The following is an 18,058-nucleotide window of genomic DNA, read 5'->3' on the forward strand; positions in this document are numbered from 1 at the left end:
ACCACTCGTTCCCCCCGGGGCCGGCGGACTGTACCGGCCACCGGGCCGTCCGGCGCCGGGAACCGCACACGGCGCCCCGAAAAGCGGCCCGGATACCTGCGTACGCCCGCTCACGCGCCTACGCTCGCCTCGTGCTGCGCATCACCGACGCCCGAACCGGCGAACCCGTGGACGCCGCCCCCGCCCGGCGGGGCCTGACCCGGGTCGAGGCCCACACCCAGGGGTCCGACCCGACGAACCTGCGTGTGCTGCTCGTCGCCGACCTGCTCGTACGCGCCCTGGAACTCGGCGGCACGCCGGTCTGGGCACTGCTCACCGGCGATCGGCAGCGGGCGGAACTCCGCGCGGCGGGCGCGGCCCTCGGGGTCCGGCCCTTCGAGGACGGCGGGGACACCGGCACCGGCCTGGGCGAGGCCCAGGTGCTGCACGTGGTGAGCGAGGGCGGCGCGGCACCCGACGGGGTGCGCGTCGCCGTGGCCGCCGTGCACGGGGAGGCGGACGGCGCCGACCCCGCCGCCCTGCGCCTGACCCTGCTCGCCCGCCCCAGGAGCGAGCCCGTGACGGTCGGCCCGGCCGCCCTGGCCGACGCCGCCGGGACCCTCGACCGCTGGCGCCGTGCGGTCGCCGACTGGGCACGGCGGCCCTCGCGGCCGGTCCCCGACGCGGTGCGCGCCGGTCTGCGCACCGCGTGGGAGGACGATCTCGACACGGCCGGAGTGCTGGGCGTCCTCCGCGCGGTGGAGACGGACCCCGACCTGGCGGACGGCGCCCGCTTCGAGACGTACGCCTACGCCGACCGGCTGCTCGGCCTCGACCTCACCCGCGACCTGGGAGTCCCGGCGTGATCGAGCGTGCCGGGCCGGGACCGCTGCGCCGTCTGGTCGTCCTGCGCCACGCCAAGTCCGCCCGGCCGGAGGGCGTCACCGACCACGAGCGTCCGCTCGCCCCGCGCGGCGGCAGGGACGCCCCCGCCGCCGGACGCGCGCTCGCCGAGGCCGACTGCCTGCCGGGCCTCGCGCTGTGCTCCACCGCCGTCCGGGCCCGCCGCACCTGGGAGCTGGTCGCCGCGCAGTGGGGCACGCCCCCGCCGGTCCGCCACGACCCCCGCCTGTACCACGCCGGCGTGCCCGAGCTGCTGGACGTGGTGCGCGAGACCCCGGCCGAGGTCGAGACGCTGCTGCTGATCGGACACAACCCGGGACTGGAGGACCTCGTCCTGACCCTGGCCGGCGACGGCCTGGACGACACCCTGGACCGGGTCCGCGCCAAGTTCCCCACCTCCGCGATCGCCGTCCTGTCCTGGCGCGGCGCCGCGTGGCGGGACCTCGCCCCCGGCGCCGCCCTCCTGACGTCGCTGACCGTGCCCCGGGGCGGGCGCCGGTAGCCCGCGCGGGGACGCATAGGCTGGCCGGATGCAGGACGAGTACCGCACCGTCGCCCGCGCGGGCGTGCACGAGACCGAGATCAACCGCTCCCGCTTCCTGTGCGCCCTCGCCCCGGCGGCCACCGAGCAGGAGGCGCAGGACTTCGTCGCGGCCGTCCGCAAGGAGCACGCCGACGCCACCCACAACTGCTGGGCGTACGTCATCGGCGCCGACGCCTCCACCCAGAAGGCCAGCGACGACGGGGAGCCCGGCGGCACCGCCGGCGTCCCCATGCTTCAGATGCTGCTCCGCCGCGACATGCGGTACGTCGTCGCCGTCGTCACCCGCTACTACGGCGGCGTCAAGCTCGGCGCCGGCGGCCTCATCCGCGCGTACGGCGGTGCCGTCGGCGAGGCGCTGGACACCCTCGGCACGATCACCCGGCGCCGCTTCCGGCTGGCCACCGTGACGGTCGGCCACCAGCGTGCCGGCAAGGTCCAGAACGACCTGCGCGCCACCGGACGCGAGGTGCGGGACGTGCGTTACGGCGAGGAGGTCACGATCGAGATCGGCCTCCCGGACGCCGACGTACCCGCCTTCCGCGCGTGGCTCGCCGACGCGACCGCCGGGACGGCCGGGTTCGAGCTGGGCGGGGAGGCGTACGGGGACGCGTGACCGGTCCTCACGAGTTGGTGCGTGACAGCGGGCGGGCACGCTCTTGCGGTGAGGGGCACGGTCGATCGGGCAGTGTCGGCGCATCCGTTGTTCACGGGTATCCCGACGGAACATCTGGCTTCTCCGGCCGAGGAGTCGGCCTGTCCGTGGGCAGCTGCCTTGCGGATGCGGGGTGGGGTGAGGAGACGTGCACCGGGTGCGGGTGCCCGGTGCCGGTTGGTGTTCGTGGACCGGCTGCCTCCACCACTTCGACCTGGTCGAAGTGCTGCTCGACGACGGCCACCTGGGCCTGAGCCGTGACCTGAGAACGGCCGTGAACAGGACGGACACGCCTCACCCGCCATCACGCACCAACTCGTGAGGGATGCCGTGGAGCGGCCTGCGGTGGAGGTCGTCACGGATCTCCCGCTCCCTCCGCCGGGCCGGTCACTGCGGGGGCGGGCACGACCGGACGAGGGGACGAACGCAAGGGTGTGCCGGGGAGACCGGCCGCACTCGGGGCGGTGAGCTCACGTCGCCTGGGGCCATGTGTGCTTTCGCGCGTGGTGGGCCCAGGCTGCCAGGACCATGAGGGTGGCGGCGAGGCCGCCGAGGATCATGACGGTGGAGGGGGAGGAACGGTCGAGGACGGCTCCTCCGACGAGGGCTCCGAGGGAGATGGTGGCCTGGAAGGAGGCGGTGAACAGGACGGAGGAGGCTTCGGGGGAGTCGGGTGCGGCTTGGGAGAACCAGGCCTGGGAGCAGACGGGGACGGCTCCGTAGGCGATGCCCCAGACGATCAGGAGCGCCACGGCACCGGCGTCCGACCTGCCCAGGACTGGTAGGAGGAGGGTTGCTGCGGCGATGAGCACGGCGGCTGTGGCGAAGGTGGCGCGGGGATGACGTCCCACGGTGGATCCGCCGAGGAAGTTGCCGGCGATGCCGGCTGCTCCATAGACGAGGAGGTAGATGGTGATGAGGCCGCTGCTGACACGGGTGACTTGTTCGAGGAAGGGGGTGACGTAGGTGTAGGTGCCGAAGTGGGCGAGGACGACGAGGAAGGTCGTCACGAGGGCGTAGCGGGTGTTGGTGTTGCGGAGCATGTGGGTGAGGACGTGGAGGCGGGTGGCCTGGTGGGCGGGGAGGGGCGGGACGGCCAGGAGGAGCAGGGCGAGGACGGCGAGGGTGAAGCCGCCCATGACGAGGAAGGCGGTCCGCCAGCCGGCGGTGTCGCCGATGAAGGTGCCCAGGGGGACGCCGAGGACGGAGCCGAGGGGGACGGCGGAGAAGATGACGGAGGTGGCCCGGCCGACGGATGCGGCGGGGACGAGCTGGGCGGCGAGTCCGGCCCCGATGGACCAGAAGCCGCCGATGGTGATGCCGACCATGATGCGGGAGACCAGGACGAGCCAGTAGCTGGACGCCGCGGCGGCGAGGAAGTTGGCCAGGGCGAGCAGGAGGATGAAGACGGCGAGCATGGTGCGGCGGTCGATGCGGCCGGTGGCGACGGTGACGAGGGGTGCTGAGACCGCGGCGAGGAATCCCGGCATGGTCATCATGAGACCCGCCATTCCGTCCGAGACGGTGAAGCTCGCTCCGATCGAGGTGAGCAGGCCGATGGGGAGGATTTCGGTGGTGACGATGGAGAAGATTCCCAGCATCACCGAGATGACGGCCAGCCAGGAGATCAGGGGCGAGCGGTCCGGGGGTACGGGGGAACGGGCAGAAGTGGTGGTCGCTGTGGACATGGATTCCGTCCTGAGTCGGGCCTCACAAAGCGGAGCGTGAATTCCAGTCCAGCAGGAACGGGCGCCATTCTCTGGCAGGTTCCCGACGCCAACCACCACTCCGCCCTCGGCGCGCCTCCGGAGCCGCGGCACGCTGTGGAGCCTTCTTGACCCGCGAGACTCAGCCGAGTTGCGTATGTGTGCGTACCGGAGGGCGGCTTCTTCCTCCGTGTGACGGCTGACGTCGCGAACCTGCCGGACGGACCCACGTGCTCGATCCGACGGAACGACAGCACGCAACGTCCCTGCCGCCCAGGGAAATCCCGTCGTATCCATGAGCTGTTCGGGAGAACGGGAGGCTGTTCGCCCACGTTCGGTACCGACCGCGTGCCGGCAGGTGCGGTGGAAGAGTTGCGGGCATTCTTCAGCGCCGTCGATCCAATGGCGGAGTGGCGGCAGTTTCGGAGCCGACGAACACCCTCGAGGAAGCCGCGCACCCGGGGCCGTTCATTTCGCGAGCACGACTCCGCCCCGGCCGGAGCCGCAGGGCCTTCGCACGGCGGACACGATGACGTGGAGCCGGGACCCCGCACACCCGGCCTCGAAGAACCGGTGACAGGTGATTACGCGGACACACCGGAATCGCACTCGGATCACGGGGGTGATTCGAGGTGAGTGGTGGACCGGGGGGCAACATGAGTTAGCGTGGTGGGCGTGACGCGAGCCTCGTGCTGGTTCGTGCTGGTATTTGAGGTGCGGTGGGGGTAAACGTGCAGGTCGGGGCGATTTCGTGAAATTGCTGCACACTTCCGACTGGCACCTCGGCCGGTCCTTCCACCGGGTCGGCATGCTCGGAGCCCAGGCGGAGTTCATCGGCCACCTCGTCAGCACCGTGCGTGAGCGCGAGGTGGACGCGGTGGTCGTGTCGGGGGACGTGTACGACCGTGCGGTGCCGCCGCTCGCCGCGGTCGAGCTGTTCGACGACGCCCTGCACCGTCTCGCCGGTCTCGGCGTGCCGACGGTGATGATCTCCGGCAACCACGACTCGGCCCGCCGCCTCGGCGTCGGCGCCGGGCTCATGGGGCGCGCCGGCATCCACCTGCGCACCGAACCGTCCGCGTGCGGCACGCCCGTGGTGCTGTCCGACGGGCACGGGGACGTCGCCTTCTACGGGCTGCCGTACCTCGAACCCGCCCTGGTGAAGGACACCTTCGGGGTGGAGAGGGCCGGCCACGAGACGGTGCTCGCCGCCGCCATGGACCGCGTCCGCGCCGACCTCGCCGCCCGCCCGCCCGGCACCCGCTCGGTCGTCCTCGCGCACGCCTTCGTCACCGGCGGCCAACCCAGCGACAGCGAACGGGACATCACCGTCGGCGGGGTGGCCGCCGTGCCCGCCGGGGTGTTCGACGGCGTCGACTACGTGGCGCTGGGGCATCTGCACGGCTGCCAGACCCTCACCGAACGCGTGCGCTACTCGGGCTCCCCGCTGCCGTACTCCTTCTCCGAGGCCGGCCACCGCAAGAGCATGTGGCTCGTCGACCTGGCCGCCGACGGGGCGGTCACCGCCGAGCGCGTGGACTGCCCGGTGCCGCGCCCGCTGGCCCGGATCCGCGGCACCCTCGAGGAACTGCTCGCCGATCCCGCGCTGGCACCGCACACGGAGGCGTGGGTCGAGGCGACGCTCACCGACCCGGTCCGCCCGGCCGACCCCATGGCCCGGCTCACCGAGCGCTTCCCGCACACTCTCAGCCTGGTCTTCGACCCGGACCGGGTGGCGGACGACCCCGCGGTCTCCTACGCCCGCCGCCTCGCCGGCCGCGACGACCAGCAGATCGCCGAGGACTTCGTCACCCACGTGCGTGGTGCGGGACCCGACGCGTACGAACGGGCCGTCCTGCGGGACGCCTTCGACGCGGTCCGCGCGGACGACGCGGTGCGGGAGGTGGCGCGATGAGGCTGCACCGGCTGGACATCACCGCCTTCGGGCCCTTCGGGAGCACCCAGAGCGTCGACTTCGGCGAGCTGTCCGCCGCGGGGCTCTTCCTGCTGCACGGACCCACCGGCGCCGGCAAGACCTCCGTACTGGACGCCGTCTGCTACGCGCTGTACGGCTCCGTCCCCGGTGCCCGGCAGAGCGGCCAGGGCATGACCCTGCGCAGCGACCACGCCGCCCCGGGCGTCCGCACCGAGGTCACCCTCGAACTCACCGTCGCCGGCCGCCGGCTGGAGATCACCCGGCAGCCGCCCTGGGAGCGTCCCAAGAAGGGCCGCCGCACGGGCACCACCGTGGACAAGGCCCAGACCTGGCTGCGTGAACGCGACGCCGCCTCGGGCACCTGGAAGGACCTCAGCCGCTCGCACCAGGAGATCGGCGAGGAGATCACCCAGCTCCTCGGCATGAGCCGGGAGCAGTTCTGCCAGGTCGTGCTGCTGCCCCAGGGCGACTTCGCGCGCTTCCTGCGCGCCGACGCCGAAGCCCGCGGCAGGCTGCTGGGCCGCCTCTTCGACACCCGCCGCTTCGCCGACGTGGAGAAGCGCCTCGCCGAACGCCGGCGGGCCGCCGAGGCCCGGGTGCGCGAGGGCGACGCCGACCTGCTCGCCGACGCGCACCGGATGCAGCAGGCCGCGGGCGACTCCATGGAGCTGCCCGAGCTGACGCCCGGCGAACCGGGACTGGCCGAGGCCGTGCTGGGCGCGGCCGCCGTCGCCCGCAGCACCGCGCGGGAACAGCTCGCCGCCGCCCGCTGCCGCCTCGCCACCGCCGAGTCCGCCCTCGCCGACGCCGACCGCGTCCTGGACGCCGTACGCGAACGGGACCGGCTGCAACGGCGCTTCGCCGAGGCACGGGAGCGGGCGGTTCGGCTCGAGGAGCGGTCCGGCGCCCACCACGAGGCGCGGACCCGCCTGGAGCGGGCCCGCAAGGCCGAGACCGTCGCCCCCGCCCTGGACCTGCGGGACTCCGCCGAGGACGGGCACCGGCGGGCGGCCGGTGCCGAACTGCGCGCGCGTGCCCTGCTCCCGGCGCCCCTCGCGGACGCGGGAGCGGCCGGGCTCGCGGCCGCCGCCCGCCGGGCCGCCGAGGAACTGGGCGGGCTGGAGTCGGCCCGCCGCGCCGAGCGGCGGCTGACGGAACTCCTCGACGAGCGCGCCGACCTGGACCGCCAGGAACGTGCCGACGACGAGGTGCGGGAGGACGCGGAGACCTGGCTCGCGGACTGGGAGGAGACCCGCACCGGTCTGCAGACCGGTATCGAGTCCGCTCGGCGGGCCGAGACCACGGCCCGTGAACTCGCCGTGCTGCGCGACCCCGCGTGGCAGCGGCTGAACGCCGCGCGGCTGCGCGACCGGCTGGCCGGGGAGACGGAAGCGGCCGAGGAACAGGCCCGCGCCGCCCGGGAACAGGCGCTCGCGGCGAAGCAGCACTGGCTCGACCTCAAGGAACAGCGCCTGAACGGCATCGCCGCCGAACTGGCCGACGGCCTCACCGACGGCGAACCCTGCGCGGTCTGCGGCGCCACCGAACACCCCGCCCCCGCCCGCAAGGTCGACGGGCACGTCGACCGCGCGACGGAGGAACGCGCCCTCGCCGACCACCAGCGCGCCGACGACCAGCGCGCCGAGGCCGAGCGGCGGCTCGGCGCCGTCCGGGAGGCGCTGGCCGCCGCGAGCGCGGAGGCCGGGGACACCGCGACCGCACAACTCGCCCGTGAAGCGGAGGAGCTGGAGCGGCAGTACACCCAGGCCCGGGACGCCGCCTCCGTACTGCACGCCGAGCAGGAGCGGCTGCGCCGCGCCGAGCGGGAGCACGAACTGAGGATCACCGCCCAGCGGGAGGCGGCCGTCCGGGCCGCCTCCCGCGTGGGCCACCGCGAGCGGCTGGACCAAGAACACGCCGCGCTGACCGAGGAGTTGACGCAGGCGCGGGGGGACGCCACCAGCGTGGCCGCGCGCGCCGCGCAGCTGGAGCGGAACGTCGCACGGCTCACGGACGCCGCCGACGCCGCCCGCGCCGCCGAGGACGCGGCCCAGCGGCTCAAGGAAGCCGACGCCCGGCTCGCCGACGCCGCCTTCCGCGCGGGCTTCGACACCCCGCAGGCCGCCGCCGAGGCCCTCCTCGACGACACCGCACACCGCGAACTCCAGCAGAGCCTGGACGCCTGGCAGCAGGAGGAGGCCGCCGTACGGGCCGTCCTCGCCGAACCGGAGACCGTGGCCGCCGCACAGCAGCCGCCCGCCGACCTCACCACCGCACAGCGGGCCGCCGAGGACGCCGGCCGCAGGGTGCGCGAGGCGGCCTCCGCGCGGGACGCCGCCGACCGGCGCTGCGCCGAACTCGACCGGCTCTCCGTGCGGGCCGCCGCCTCGGTGCGTCGGCTGGGACCACTGCGCCAGGAGTACGACCGGGTGGCCCGCATGGCCGGACTCACCGCGGGCACCTCGGCGGACAACGAGCGGAAGATGCGCCTGGAGTCGTACGTCCTCGCCGCCCGCCTGGAACAGGTCGCCGCCGCCGCGACCGTACGGCTGCACCGCATGTCGTCCGGCCGGTACACCCTCGTCCACTCCGACGACCGCACCGGCCGCGGCCGCAGCGGACTCGGACTGCACGTCGTCGACGCCTGGACCGGACGGGAGCGCGACACCGCGACCCTCTCGGGCGGCGAGACCTTCTTCGCCTCCCTCGCCCTCGCGCTCGGCCTCGCGGACGTCGTCACCGACGAGGCGGGCGGGGTCCGGCTGGACACCCTCTTCATCGACGAGGGCTTCGGCAGCCTCGACGACCAGACCCTCGACGAGGTCCTGGACGTCCTGGACTCCCTGCGGGAACGCGACCGCAGCGTGGGCATCGTCAGTCACGTCGGCGATCTGCGGCGACGGATACACGCCCAGTTGGAGGTCGTGAAGGGACGCTCCGGTTCGGAACTGCGCCTGCGCGGGGCCCGCTGAGGCCGGCTCACCGCCCCAGCGGGCGGCGCGGCAGCGGCGAGGAGTAGACGACGCTGGTGGTCACCGAGCCGAGCGCGCCGATCCGGCCCGCCACCTCCTCCAGGTGCCGCATCGAACGGGCGGCGACCTTGATGACGAAACAGTCCTCGCCCGTCACGTGGTGCGCCTCCAGGATCTCGGGCATCACGGCGACGAGGTCGTGGAAGGGCTTGTAGTTGCCGGCGGGGTAGCGCAGCCGTACGAAGGCCAGGATCGGCAGCCCGATCCGCTCCGGGTCCACCACCGCCGCGTAGCCCTGGATGACCCCGGCCTCCTCCATGCGGCGCACCCGTTCGGTGACCGCGCTCGCGGACATCGAGACGGCGCGGGCGAGTTCGGCGAAACCGGTCCGTCCCTCCCGCTGGAGGACGTCGAGGATGCGCCAGTCGGTGGCGTCCGGGGAATACGCGGTCATTCCCGAGAAGTAGCAGGGAATCCCCGGCCGATCAAGGTGGAGGCCGGGGTTCTCCACTTCAGGCCCGGGTCCCGCGGCCGTAGTTTCTCTCCCATGACCACCACCACCGTGAACTCCGTCCTGCGCGTCGCCCCCGCCTCCCCGGCGGAGGCCGCCGCCCACTTCCGCGCGAGCCTCGCCTTCCACACCGACGTCTCCGACGTGGCCGCCGCGCTCGCGGCCGGCGGCGACCCCGGGTTCGTCCTGGTGGACTCCCGTTCCACCGAGGCCTGGGACCAGGGCCATGTCCCCGGCGCCGTGCACCTTCCCACCGCGCTCGTCCCCGAGCGGGCCGCCGAGCTCCTGGACCCGTCGGTCCCGGTCGTGACGTACTGCTGGGGCCCCGGCTGCGACGGCGCCGCCCGCGCCGCGCTCGCCCTCGCCGAACTCGGCTACCGGGTCAAGGAGATGCTCGGCGGATTCGAGTACTGGGTGCGTGAGGGCTTCGAGTTCGAGACCTGGCGGGGCCGGGAGCGCCGTGCCCCCGACCCGCTGACGGCGCCCGTGGGCGCCGACGACTGCGGATGCTGAACCCCCGGATCCGGTGAGGGAGCCGACCCGGTAGGTTCTGCGCATGGTGCGACACGCGGAGCCGGGCACGGTCCAGTGGGTGGAGTCGGGCGGCGGGCCGCTCGTCGCGGTGCCGGAGACGGTGCTGCCGTTCTGGACGGGCGCCGACGGCGACGAGACGGCCTCGGACTACGACCGGGCCTGCGAGGTGGACGGACTCGTCGGGCTCCTCCCGGTCGGCGACGCGGCGGCCCTGGTCCTGGGCGACGAGCCCGCCGCGACCGCCTTCCTCCCCGAACACGGCACCCTCGTCCGCTGGATCGCCGGTGACGGTGAGGCGGAACTCCTGGCGAGCGTCCCGGCGGCGCTGCACACCGCGCGGTGGCAGCCCGAGGTGCACTGGAAGGTGCCCGGCACGGTCGTCCTGTTCGACGCGGCCTGGCCCGGCAGCGACTCCACGGGCACCGACCACGCGCGCCTCACGCTCACCCCGGGCCGTTACGCGGTCCGCGCGGCCCAGGTGCAGCCCGGCCCGGAGACCTGGCTGGTCCTCGTCCAGGTCCGGCCGCTGGCCTGACCGGCGGTCCGCCGCCACGGGGGCGGCGCCCGCCACCGGGCCGGCGGGGACGAGCGCCCCCGGGCGACCCCGCCGGCCTCGGTCCGTGCGCACCGTGGACGGCCACGGCGCACGGCTCGGCCGGGAGCACCGTGGCGGCCGCACCGCCGGGCGGGCGGACCGTCCGGCCGATATTCGCGTGCGCCGGCCCGCCCGGCCCCGCATGATGGGCGATCATGCCCAGGCTTCCGCATCCCGCACCTGAAGCACTCCGCCGCGACCCCCTGCCCCTGCGGGGCCGGACCGCGCTGGTCACCGGGGCCAGCCGGCGCGGCGGCATCGGTCATGCCGTGGCCCGGCGGCTGGCCGCTTATGGAGCCAGTGTCTACCTGCACCACCACGTGCCGCACGACGCCGCCATGCCCTGGGGCGCCGACCGGACCGAGGACGTGACCGCCTCCGTGCGCGACGCCCTCGGCGACCCCGACGCCCGCGTGCTCGCCGGTCCCGGCGACCTCACCGACCCCGCGGCCCCCGCCGAACTGCACGCCCGGGCGGCCGAGGCGCTCGGCGGACGGCTCGACATCCTCGTCGCCAACCACGCCCTCAGCGGCTCCGACGGCGACCTCGACACCGTCGACGCCGCCATGCTCGACGCGCACTGGGCCGTCGACGCCCGCTCGGTGCTGCTGCTCGTCCAGGCCCACGCCCGGCACCGCGCCGCGCTGCCCCCGCACAGCCCGGGCGGGCGCGTGGTGATGATGACCTCCGGGCAGGACATCGCGGGCGGTATGCCGGGCGAGATCGCCTACGCCCTCCAGAAGGGCGCGCTCGCCTCGATCACCCGCTCCCTGGCGACCGCCCTGGCCGGGCACGCGGTCACCGTGAACACCGTCAACCCCGGTCCCGTGGACACGGACTACCTGACCGGCGACGCCTATGACGCCGTCGCCGCCCGCTTCCCCGCCGGCCGCTGGGGCATGCCCGACGACCCCGCCCGCCTCATCGCGTGGCTGGCCACGGACGAGGCGGACTGGATCACCGGCCAGGTCATCGACTCCGAGGGCGGGTTCCGGCGCTGACGGCGCTGACGGCGTAGGCCCGGCTCACAGCGCCGACAGTTCGTCCACCAGGTCGTCCAGGCCCAGCGAGCCCTGGGACAGCGCGGCCATGTGCCAGGCCTTGAGGTCGAAGGCGTCGCCGTGCCGCTCGCGGGCTTTCTCCCGGCCCAGCAGCCACGCCCGCTCGCCGAGCTTGTAGCCGATCGCCTGGCCCGGGATCGTCAGATAGCGGGTCAGCTCGCTCTCCACGAAGTCCGCCGGGCGGCTGCTGTGCGCCCCGAAGAACTCCTCGGCCAGCTCCGGAGTCCAGCGCTCACCCGGGTGGAACGGCGAGTCCGCCGGGATCCGAAGCTCCAGGTGCATGCCGATGTCGACGATGACCCGGGCCGCCCGCATCATCTGCGCGTCCAGGTACCCCAGCCGCTCCTCCGCGTCGGCGAGGAAGCCGAGTTCGTCCATCAGCCGCTCCGCGTACAGCGCCCAGCCCTCGGCGTTGGCGCTGACCATGCCCACGGAGGCCTGGTAGCGGGAGAGGTCCGCGGCCACGTGCACCCACTGCGCGAGCTGGAGGTGATGGCCCGGCACGCCCTCGTGGTACCAGGTCGACACCAGGTCGTACACCGGGAAGCGGGTCAGGCCCATCGTGGGCAGCCAGGTGCAGCCCGGGCGGGAGAAGTCCTCCGACGGCGGCGTGTAGTACGGCGCCGCCGCGCTCCCCGCCGGGGCGATCCGCGACTCCACCCTCCGCACCCGCTCGGCGAGGTCGAAGTGGGTGCCGTCCAGGGACTCGATCGCCCGGTCCATCACGCCCTGGAGCCACGCGCGGACCTCGTCGACGCCCTCGATGTGGCGGCCGTGCTCGTCCAGGTGCGCCAGCGCCACCCACGGCGTCGCGGCGCCGGGCAGGATCTTCTCGGCCTCCTTCCTCATCTCGCCGAGCAGCCGGTGGTACTCGGACCAGCCGTACGCGTACGCCTCGTCCAGGTCGAGATCGGTCCCGTTGTAGTAGCGGGCCCAGCGGGCGTAGCGCTCCCGGCCCACCGTGTTCGGCGCGCCCTCGATCGACGGCGCGTACACGTCGCGCATCCAGTCCCGCAGCTCCACGACGGCCGCGGTCGCCGCGCGGGCGCCCTCGTCCAGCTCGGTGCGCAGCGCGTCCGGTCCCGCGGCGGCGAAGTCCTCGAACCAGCCGCGGCCCCCGCCGGTGTCCGCCCACTCGGTGAGCTGCCCGACGAAGGTCTCCGTCGGGCGCGGAGCCGCGTACAGCTTGCGTTCCAGGCCCAGCGCGAGGGACTCCCGGTAGCCCGCCAGCGCGGCCGGCACCGCGCGCAGCCGCTCGGCGATCGCCGCCCAGTCCTCCTCCGTCTCCGCCGGCGTCACGGTGAACACCTCGCGCACCGAGTGCGCGACCGTGCCCAGGTTGCCGACCGAGCGCAGGCCCTCGTCGGCCTCGTGCACGGCCAGTTCGGCGGTGAGCCGCTCGCGCAGCAGACGGGCGCAGCGGCGTTCGATGCCGCTGTCCGCGCCGGGCCGCCGCTCGGCCTCGTCGAGCCGCGCGAGGGTGGCCCGCTGGAGCTCGGCGAGCGCCTCCTGCCCGGCGGGCGAGAGGTCGGGCAGACGGGAGGAGCTCTCCTTCACTCCGAGGAACGTTCCGGTGACCGGGTCGAGGGCGATGAGCTCGTCGACGTAGGCGTCGGCGACCTGACGGGGAAGCGCGCTGTGGGTCTGAGACATGCGGACCATCCTGGTACCGGGCCCGCGGTACGTCATCCCGTTTGAGCTGTGGGCGAAGGCGGCAGCAGCGGCCCGCAGTCCCACCGCTGGAAGATCAGCCGGGTCTCCACGCGGGCCACCTCCCGCCGGGCGGTGAACTCGTCGAGCACCAGCCGTTGCAGGTCAGCCATGTCCGCGACCGCGACGTGCACCAGATAGTCGTCGGGGCCGGTCAGATGGAACACGGTCAGCGATTCCGGCAGCGCCCGGATCCGCTCCACGAACGGCCCCACCAGCTCCCGCCGGTGCGGTCTGACCTGCACCGACAGCAGCGCCTGGAGCCCGCGCCCCAGCTTGGCGGGGTCCAGCTCCAGCCGGTGCCCGAGGATCACGCCACAGCGGCGCAGCCGGGTCACCCGGTCCAGACAGGTCGACGGCGCGACCCCGACCTGCGCGGCGAGGTCCCGGTACGTCGTCCGGGCGTCGTTCTGCAACAGCCGCAGCAGATGGAGGTCGACCGGATCCAGTACGACAGATTCGGCCATTGGCCGAACGTAACACGGGATTCCGCTCCCCTGGCCCGTTCGGTGTTCACCCTTCCGTCCATGGACTTGGGCATGGACACGCGACGCACCCCACGCGCACTCGCCACCGAGGCCGTGCACGCAGGCCGCGACGATCTCGCCGGACTGGGACTGCACGCCCCGCCGATCGACCTGTCGACCACCTACCCCTCGTACGACAGCCGCGCCGAGGCGGCCCGCATCGACGCCTTCGCCACCACCGGCGCCGAGCCGGAGGGTCCGCCCGTCTACGGGCGGCTCGGCAACCCGACCGTCGCCCGCTTCGAGACCGCCCTGGCCCGGCTCGAAGGCACCGAATCGGCGGTCGCGTTCGCCAGTGGCATGGCCGCGCTCAGCGCCGTCCTGCTGGTCCGCGGCTCGATGGGGCTGCGGCACGTCGTGGCCGTGCGTCCCCTGTACGGGTGCAGCGATCACCTGCTGACCGCCGGGCTGCTCGGCTCCGAGGTGACCTGGACCGACCCGGCCGGGGTCGCCGACGCGCTGCGCCCCGACACCGGCCTGGTGCTCGTGGAGACCCCGGCCAACCCCACGCTCGCCGAGATCGACCTGCGGGCCGTCGCCCACGCCTGCGGCTCCGTGCCGCTGCTCGTCGACAACACCTTCGCCACGCCGGTCCTCCAGCGCCCGGCCGGACACGGGGCGCGGCTGGTGCTGCACAGCGCCACCAAGTACCTCGGCGGGCACGGGGACGTGCTGGCGGGCGTGGTGGCCTGCGACGAGGAGTTCGCCGGGCGGCTGCGCCAGGTGCGGTTCGCCACGGGCGGCGTGCTGCACCCGCTGGCCGGCTATCTGCTGCTGCGCGGCCTGGCGACCCTGCCGGTACGGGTGCGGGCCGCGTCCGCGAACGCCGCCGAACTCGCCGCCCGGCTCGCCGCCGACCCGCGCGTGGCCCGGGTGCACTACCCGCGCATCGGCGGGGCGATGGTCTCCTTCGAGGTGCACGGGGACCCGCACGAGGTGATCGCCGGCGTACGCCTGATCACCCCGGCCGTCAGCCTGGGCAGCGTGGACTCCCTCATCCAGCACCCGGCCTCCATCAGCCACCGCATCGTCGACGCCGACGACCGCAGGGACGCCGGGGTGAGCGACCGGCTGCTGCGGCTCTCGGTCGGCCTGGAGGACGTCGAGGACCTGTGGGCCGATCTGGACGCGGCCCTGGGGGAGCGGGCCGGGACGCCCGCACCGGCGGAGGCGCCGGCCCGGGTCTGAGGCGGCGCACACGGGGAACGGCCCGGCGGCGCGAACCGCCGGGCCGTTCCCCGTGTGCCCGCGCGGCGGCCGGAACCCCGCGCTCGCGCGCTCGCCGGCCGGCGCCCCGCGGTCGCTCGCCGGCCACGGCTTCGTGCTCGAGCACGGTGCCGGCGCGGGCGCCGCGTGTCCGCGCGCGACGGGCTACGACCGGCCGATCCGCTCGCCGTGCTCCCGCCCCCCGGGCACGCGGCGGTCCGCCACGGCGTCCAGGCGGACCGTGACGACCAGGGTGCCCTCCTCGATCTGGTAGTCGAGCGGCAGCCCCAGGCCGCGCATCGCGGCGACCATGCCGGTGTTGGACGCCTGCGTCACGGCGTACACCTGGGCGCAGCCGTCCTCGGCCGCCATCGCCACCAGCCGGGTGAGCAGTTCGGCGCCGATGCCCCGGCGCTGCCAGGCGTCCTCCACGACCAGCGCGACCTCGGTCTCGTCGCCGTCCCACAGCAGATGACCGAGGCCGACGATGCGGCCCGAGGCGGTCTGCGCGGCGAGCGTGCGGCCGAAGCGCGGGCTGAGCAGGTGGTTCAGATAGCGGTCCGCGTCGCCGACCGGCCCGTGGTAGCGCATGCGCAGGGTCTCGGCGGAGCACCGCTCGTGCATCGCCCGCGCGGCCGCCAGATCGCCGGTGTCCGCGCGGCGCACGGAGATGTCACCGCCCTCCGGCAGGGTGAGGACGTCCCGGCCGCGCGGGATCCGCGGACCGAGCCGGGCGTCCAGCTCCACCAGCGCGCGGGCGCGGGCGAACTCGGTGGGCGTGAACGGCAGATACGGCCGTTCCACGGTGATCTCCCCGCCCTCCGGGGCGCGCAGCCGGATCACGGTGTCCTCCAGGGAGCCCTCCTCGGGCACGGTCCCGTCCACCCGCCGGCCGCCCGGGGACGTGGCGGGCCGGGAGCGGATCGTGCACCGGCCCAGCAACTGGCGCAGTGCGAGCGGCAGTTCGGCCGCGTCCTGCGCGGTGCGGGCGGCCAGTCCGAGGACCCGGGTCGGCGCGTCCACCAGATCGTGGGCGTCGGCCCGCTCGGTCCAGGTGTCCGCACCCCCGGCGAGCGACACGGCGGCGACGAGGTCCGTTCCCTCGGGCGCCCGCAGCAGGAACTCGTCGACGGTGTCCTCGCCCAGCGGGTGCGTCTGCAGGCTCAGGATGTCGACCCGCCGCTCGGCCAGCGCCGTGCAGAGCGTGGCCAGCGCGCCGGGTTCGTCCTTCACCGTCGTCCGCATCCGCCACAGCACGCTGTCCCCGGCCACGGCGGCGGACGGCCGGGCACCGCCGGTATCGTGCGCCGGCGGTGCGTGGCCGTGGCGCCGTGCCCACCACGCGTGGAAGGCGGCCGTGCACCGCGCGGTGAGCCCGACGGGGTTCCACCGGCGGTGCACGGGGCCGCCGTGCCGGGTGTTCGTCACTTCAGACATGTCTCGACTCATACAGTCACTGTGAAGGAATCGTGTTTCGTGATCACGAACGCACTGTGACTGATGGGTAAAGCGCGCTTCTGCCCGTTTTGTTGAGTTACTGACCGACCAGACCCGGCCGCAGCGTCTTCGTGAACAGCACGGTGCCGTCCTGCTCCCGCATCCGCACCGTCAACTCGCCGCTGTCGCCGTCGATGTCGACCTCGCCGAAGAACTGGTAACCGCCGGCGGGCGAGACGTTCGAGGCGCTCGGCGCCTTCACCCACACCCGCTCCGGACCGAAGGTGCCGTCGAGCGCGCTGGCCGGGAAGGCGCCCGCGTTCAGTGGACCGGAGACGAACTCCCAGAACGGCTCGAAGTCGCCGAACGCGGCCCGCGAGGGCTGGTAGTGCTGCGCCGAGGTGTGGTGCACGTCGGCCGTCAGCCACACCGTGCCGGTGATCCGCCGGTGCTTGACGAACCGCAGCAGCTCCGCGATCTGCAGCTCCCGGCCCAGCGGCGCCCCCGGGTCGCCCTGGGCCACCGCCTCGACGTGCCGGCCGCCCTCACTCGTGTCGGGCACGACGAGGCCGATCGGCATGTCGGCGGCGATCACCTTCCACACCGCCCGCGACCGCGACAGCTCCCGCTTGAGCCACTCCAGCTGCTCCCGCCCGAGGATGCCCTGCGGGTCCACGGTCTGGTCGCCGGGGGAGTTGGCGTTGCGGTACGTCCGCATGTCCAGCACGAACACGTCGAGCAGCGGTCCCTGCCGCAGCACCCGGTACACCCGGCCCTCCCGGGCGCCCGGCCGCAGCGTGGACATCGGGAAGTACTCGCTGAACGCGCGCCGCGCCCGGGCGGCCAGCACGTCGACGCTCTTCTCCGTGTACCGGGCGTCCGTCTCCGCGATCCGCTGGCCCGGGTACCAGTTGTTGCGCACCTCGTGGTCGTCCCACTGCACGATGGACGGCACCTGGGCGTTGAACCGGCGCAGGTTCTCGTCGAGCAGGTTGTACCGGAAGTTGCCCCGGAACTCGGCCAGGGTCTCGGCGACCTTGGCCTTCTCCTCGGTGGTGACGTTCCGCCAGACGCCGCCGTCCGGCAGGGCGGCGGTCGCGGAGATGGGTCCGTCGGCGTAGACGGTGTCACCGCTGAACAGGAAGAAGTCGGGGTCGAGCCGGGCCATCGCGTCGAAGATGCGGTAGCCGCCGAAGTCGGGGTTGATGCCCCAGCCCTGCCCCGCCAGGTCGCCCGACCACAGGAACCGCACCCCGTCCCGGCGCCGGGCGGCGACCGTGCGGAACGTGCCGGTGACCGGCTCACCGGTGCGGCGCGGGTCGTCGGGGTCGGCGAGCAGCACCCGGTAGTGGATCTGCTCGCCGGACGGCAGCCCGTGCAGCCGGGTCGTACCGGTGAAGTCGGTGCCCGCGCCGAGCAGCGGACCGTGCCATCTGCGCGGGCGGCGGAACGATTCGGTCGCCGACGTCTCGACGATCATCCGCGCCGGACGGTCGGAGCGCACCCACACCAGCCCCGAGTCACGGGTGACGTCGCCGGTCTGCACGCCCCATTCGGCCCGCGGGCGCCCGGAGAGGGCGAAGGCGGGCGCCGCGCCGAGCGCGGTGGGCAGGGTCAGGGCCGCCGAGGCCGCGAGCGAGCCGCGCAGAACGGCGCGGCGGCCGGGGAGCGGACGGTGTGACATGGATGCGCCTCCAGGGACGGGATCCGGCCAGTGTGCGCGACCACACCTACTCGGACGGCGCGGCCCGCACGCGAACACCGGGTGAACAACTCGCACGGGCG

At 74.2% G+C, this 18,058-nt stretch carries 15 protein-coding genes; 9 read left to right on the forward strand and 6 right to left on the reverse strand.

Features of this window, described 5'->3' with window-relative positions:
- Window positions 1-131 precede the first annotated feature (131 nt).
- Genes AB0A94_RS19075 through AB0A94_RS19085 form a run of 3 tightly spaced genes read left to right on the forward strand, consistent with a single transcriptional unit; the run spans window position 132 to window position 2,039 of the window.
- A complete protein-coding gene (locus AB0A94_RS19075; protein WP_361745691.1) occupies window positions 132-845 on the forward strand; it encodes a hypothetical protein in 714 nt (237 codons plus the stop codon).
- Window positions 842-1,384, forward strand: a complete 543-nt coding sequence (locus AB0A94_RS19080) for a histidine phosphatase family protein (protein WP_361745693.1) — start codon at window positions 842-844, stop codon at window positions 1,382-1,384. Before AB0A94_RS19075 ends, AB0A94_RS19080 begins: the two co-directional genes overlap by 4 nt.
- Window positions 1,385-1,412: 28 nt before the next feature.
- Window positions 1,413-2,039 carry a YigZ family protein gene (locus tag AB0A94_RS19085; protein ID WP_361745694.1) on the forward strand — a complete coding sequence of 209 codons (627 nt, stop codon included), beginning with the start codon at window positions 1,413-1,415 and terminating at the stop codon, window positions 2,037-2,039.
- 509 nt (window positions 2,040-2,548) lie between these two features.
- Here the strand turns inward: AB0A94_RS19085 and AB0A94_RS19090 are convergent.
- Window positions 2,549-3,766: an MFS transporter gene (locus AB0A94_RS19090; RefSeq protein WP_361745696.1), complete on the reverse strand. Its 1,218-nt coding sequence runs from the start codon at window positions 3,764-3,766 to the stop codon at window positions 2,549-2,551.
- A 769-nt stretch (window positions 3,767-4,535) separates the two neighbouring features.
- Between AB0A94_RS19090 and AB0A94_RS19095 the strand changes: the two genes are divergently transcribed.
- Together AB0A94_RS19095 and AB0A94_RS19100 are read left to right on the forward strand one after the other, a co-directional pair.
- Window positions 4,536-5,699: an exonuclease SbcCD subunit D gene (locus AB0A94_RS19095; protein WP_361745698.1), complete on the forward strand. Its 1,164-nt coding sequence runs from the start codon at window positions 4,536-4,538 to the stop codon at window positions 5,697-5,699.
- Window positions 5,696-8,692 (forward strand): SMC family ATPase, encoded by a 2,997-nt coding sequence (locus AB0A94_RS19100; RefSeq protein WP_361745700.1) that lies wholly within the window; start codon window positions 5,696-5,698, stop codon window positions 8,690-8,692. Before AB0A94_RS19095 ends, AB0A94_RS19100 begins: the two co-directional genes overlap by 4 nt.
- A 7-nt stretch (window positions 8,693-8,699) precedes the next feature.
- Here the strand turns inward: AB0A94_RS19100 and AB0A94_RS19105 are convergent, their stop codons facing one another.
- Window positions 8,700-9,146, reverse strand: coding sequence for an Lrp/AsnC family transcriptional regulator (locus AB0A94_RS19105; protein ID WP_361745702.1), 447 nt, complete (start codon window positions 9,144-9,146; stop codon window positions 8,700-8,702).
- A 93-nt stretch (window positions 9,147-9,239) separates the two neighbouring features.
- Here AB0A94_RS19105 and AB0A94_RS19110 point away from each other — a divergent pair, with 93 nt between their 5' ends.
- The 3 genes from AB0A94_RS19110 (at window position 9,240) to AB0A94_RS19120 (ending at window position 11,333) form a co-directional block, all read left to right on the forward strand.
- Window positions 9,240-9,716, forward strand: a complete 477-nt coding sequence (locus AB0A94_RS19110) for a rhodanese-like domain-containing protein (protein ID WP_361745704.1) — start codon at window positions 9,240-9,242, stop codon at window positions 9,714-9,716.
- 43 nt (window positions 9,717-9,759) lie between these two features.
- The gene (locus AB0A94_RS19115; RefSeq protein WP_361745706.1) at window positions 9,760-10,272 is read left to right on the forward strand and encodes an immunity 21 family protein; all 513 of its coding nucleotides are present in this window, start codon (window positions 9,760-9,762) and stop codon (window positions 10,270-10,272) included.
- Between the two features lie 215 nt (window positions 10,273-10,487).
- Complete coding sequence (locus AB0A94_RS19120) at window positions 10,488-11,333, forward strand: SDR family oxidoreductase (protein ID WP_361745708.1); 846 nt, start codon at window positions 10,488-10,490, stop codon at window positions 11,331-11,333.
- A gap of 24 nt (window positions 11,334-11,357) precedes the next feature.
- Here AB0A94_RS19120 and AB0A94_RS19125 read toward each other — a convergent pair whose 3' ends face one another.
- Window positions 11,358-13,046 (reverse strand): DUF885 domain-containing protein, encoded by a 1,689-nt coding sequence (locus AB0A94_RS19125; RefSeq protein ID WP_361745710.1) that lies wholly within the window; start codon window positions 13,044-13,046, stop codon window positions 11,358-11,360.
- 32 nt (window positions 13,047-13,078) lie between these two features.
- Window positions 13,079-13,570, reverse strand: coding sequence for an Lrp/AsnC family transcriptional regulator (locus tag AB0A94_RS19130; protein ID WP_030822187.1), 492 nt, complete (start codon window positions 13,568-13,570; stop codon window positions 13,079-13,081).
- Between the two features lie 72 nt (window positions 13,571-13,642).
- Between AB0A94_RS19130 and AB0A94_RS19135 the strand changes: the two genes are divergently transcribed.
- On the forward strand, window positions 13,643-14,818 hold the full coding sequence (locus AB0A94_RS19135; protein ID WP_361745712.1) for a PLP-dependent transferase: 1,176 nt from the start codon (window positions 13,643-13,645) through the stop codon (window positions 14,816-14,818).
- A gap of 183 nt (window positions 14,819-15,001) precedes the next feature.
- Here the strand turns inward: AB0A94_RS19135 and AB0A94_RS19140 are convergent, their stop codons facing one another.
- Window positions 15,002-16,273, reverse strand: a complete 1,272-nt coding sequence (locus tag AB0A94_RS19140; protein WP_361745714.1) for a GNAT family N-acetyltransferase — start codon at window positions 16,271-16,273, stop codon at window positions 15,002-15,004.
- Between the two features lie 97 nt (window positions 16,274-16,370).
- Window positions 16,371-17,957 carry an alkaline phosphatase D family protein gene (locus tag AB0A94_RS19145; protein WP_361745715.1) on the reverse strand — a complete coding sequence of 529 codons (1,587 nt, stop codon included), beginning with the start codon at window positions 17,955-17,957 and terminating at the stop codon, window positions 16,371-16,373.
- Between the last annotated feature and the right edge of the window lie 101 nt (window positions 17,958-18,058).

Source organism: Streptomyces sp. NPDC044984, assembly GCF_040646935.1.
Classification (GTDB): Bacteria; Actinomycetota; Actinomycetes; order Streptomycetales; family Streptomycetaceae; genus Streptomyces.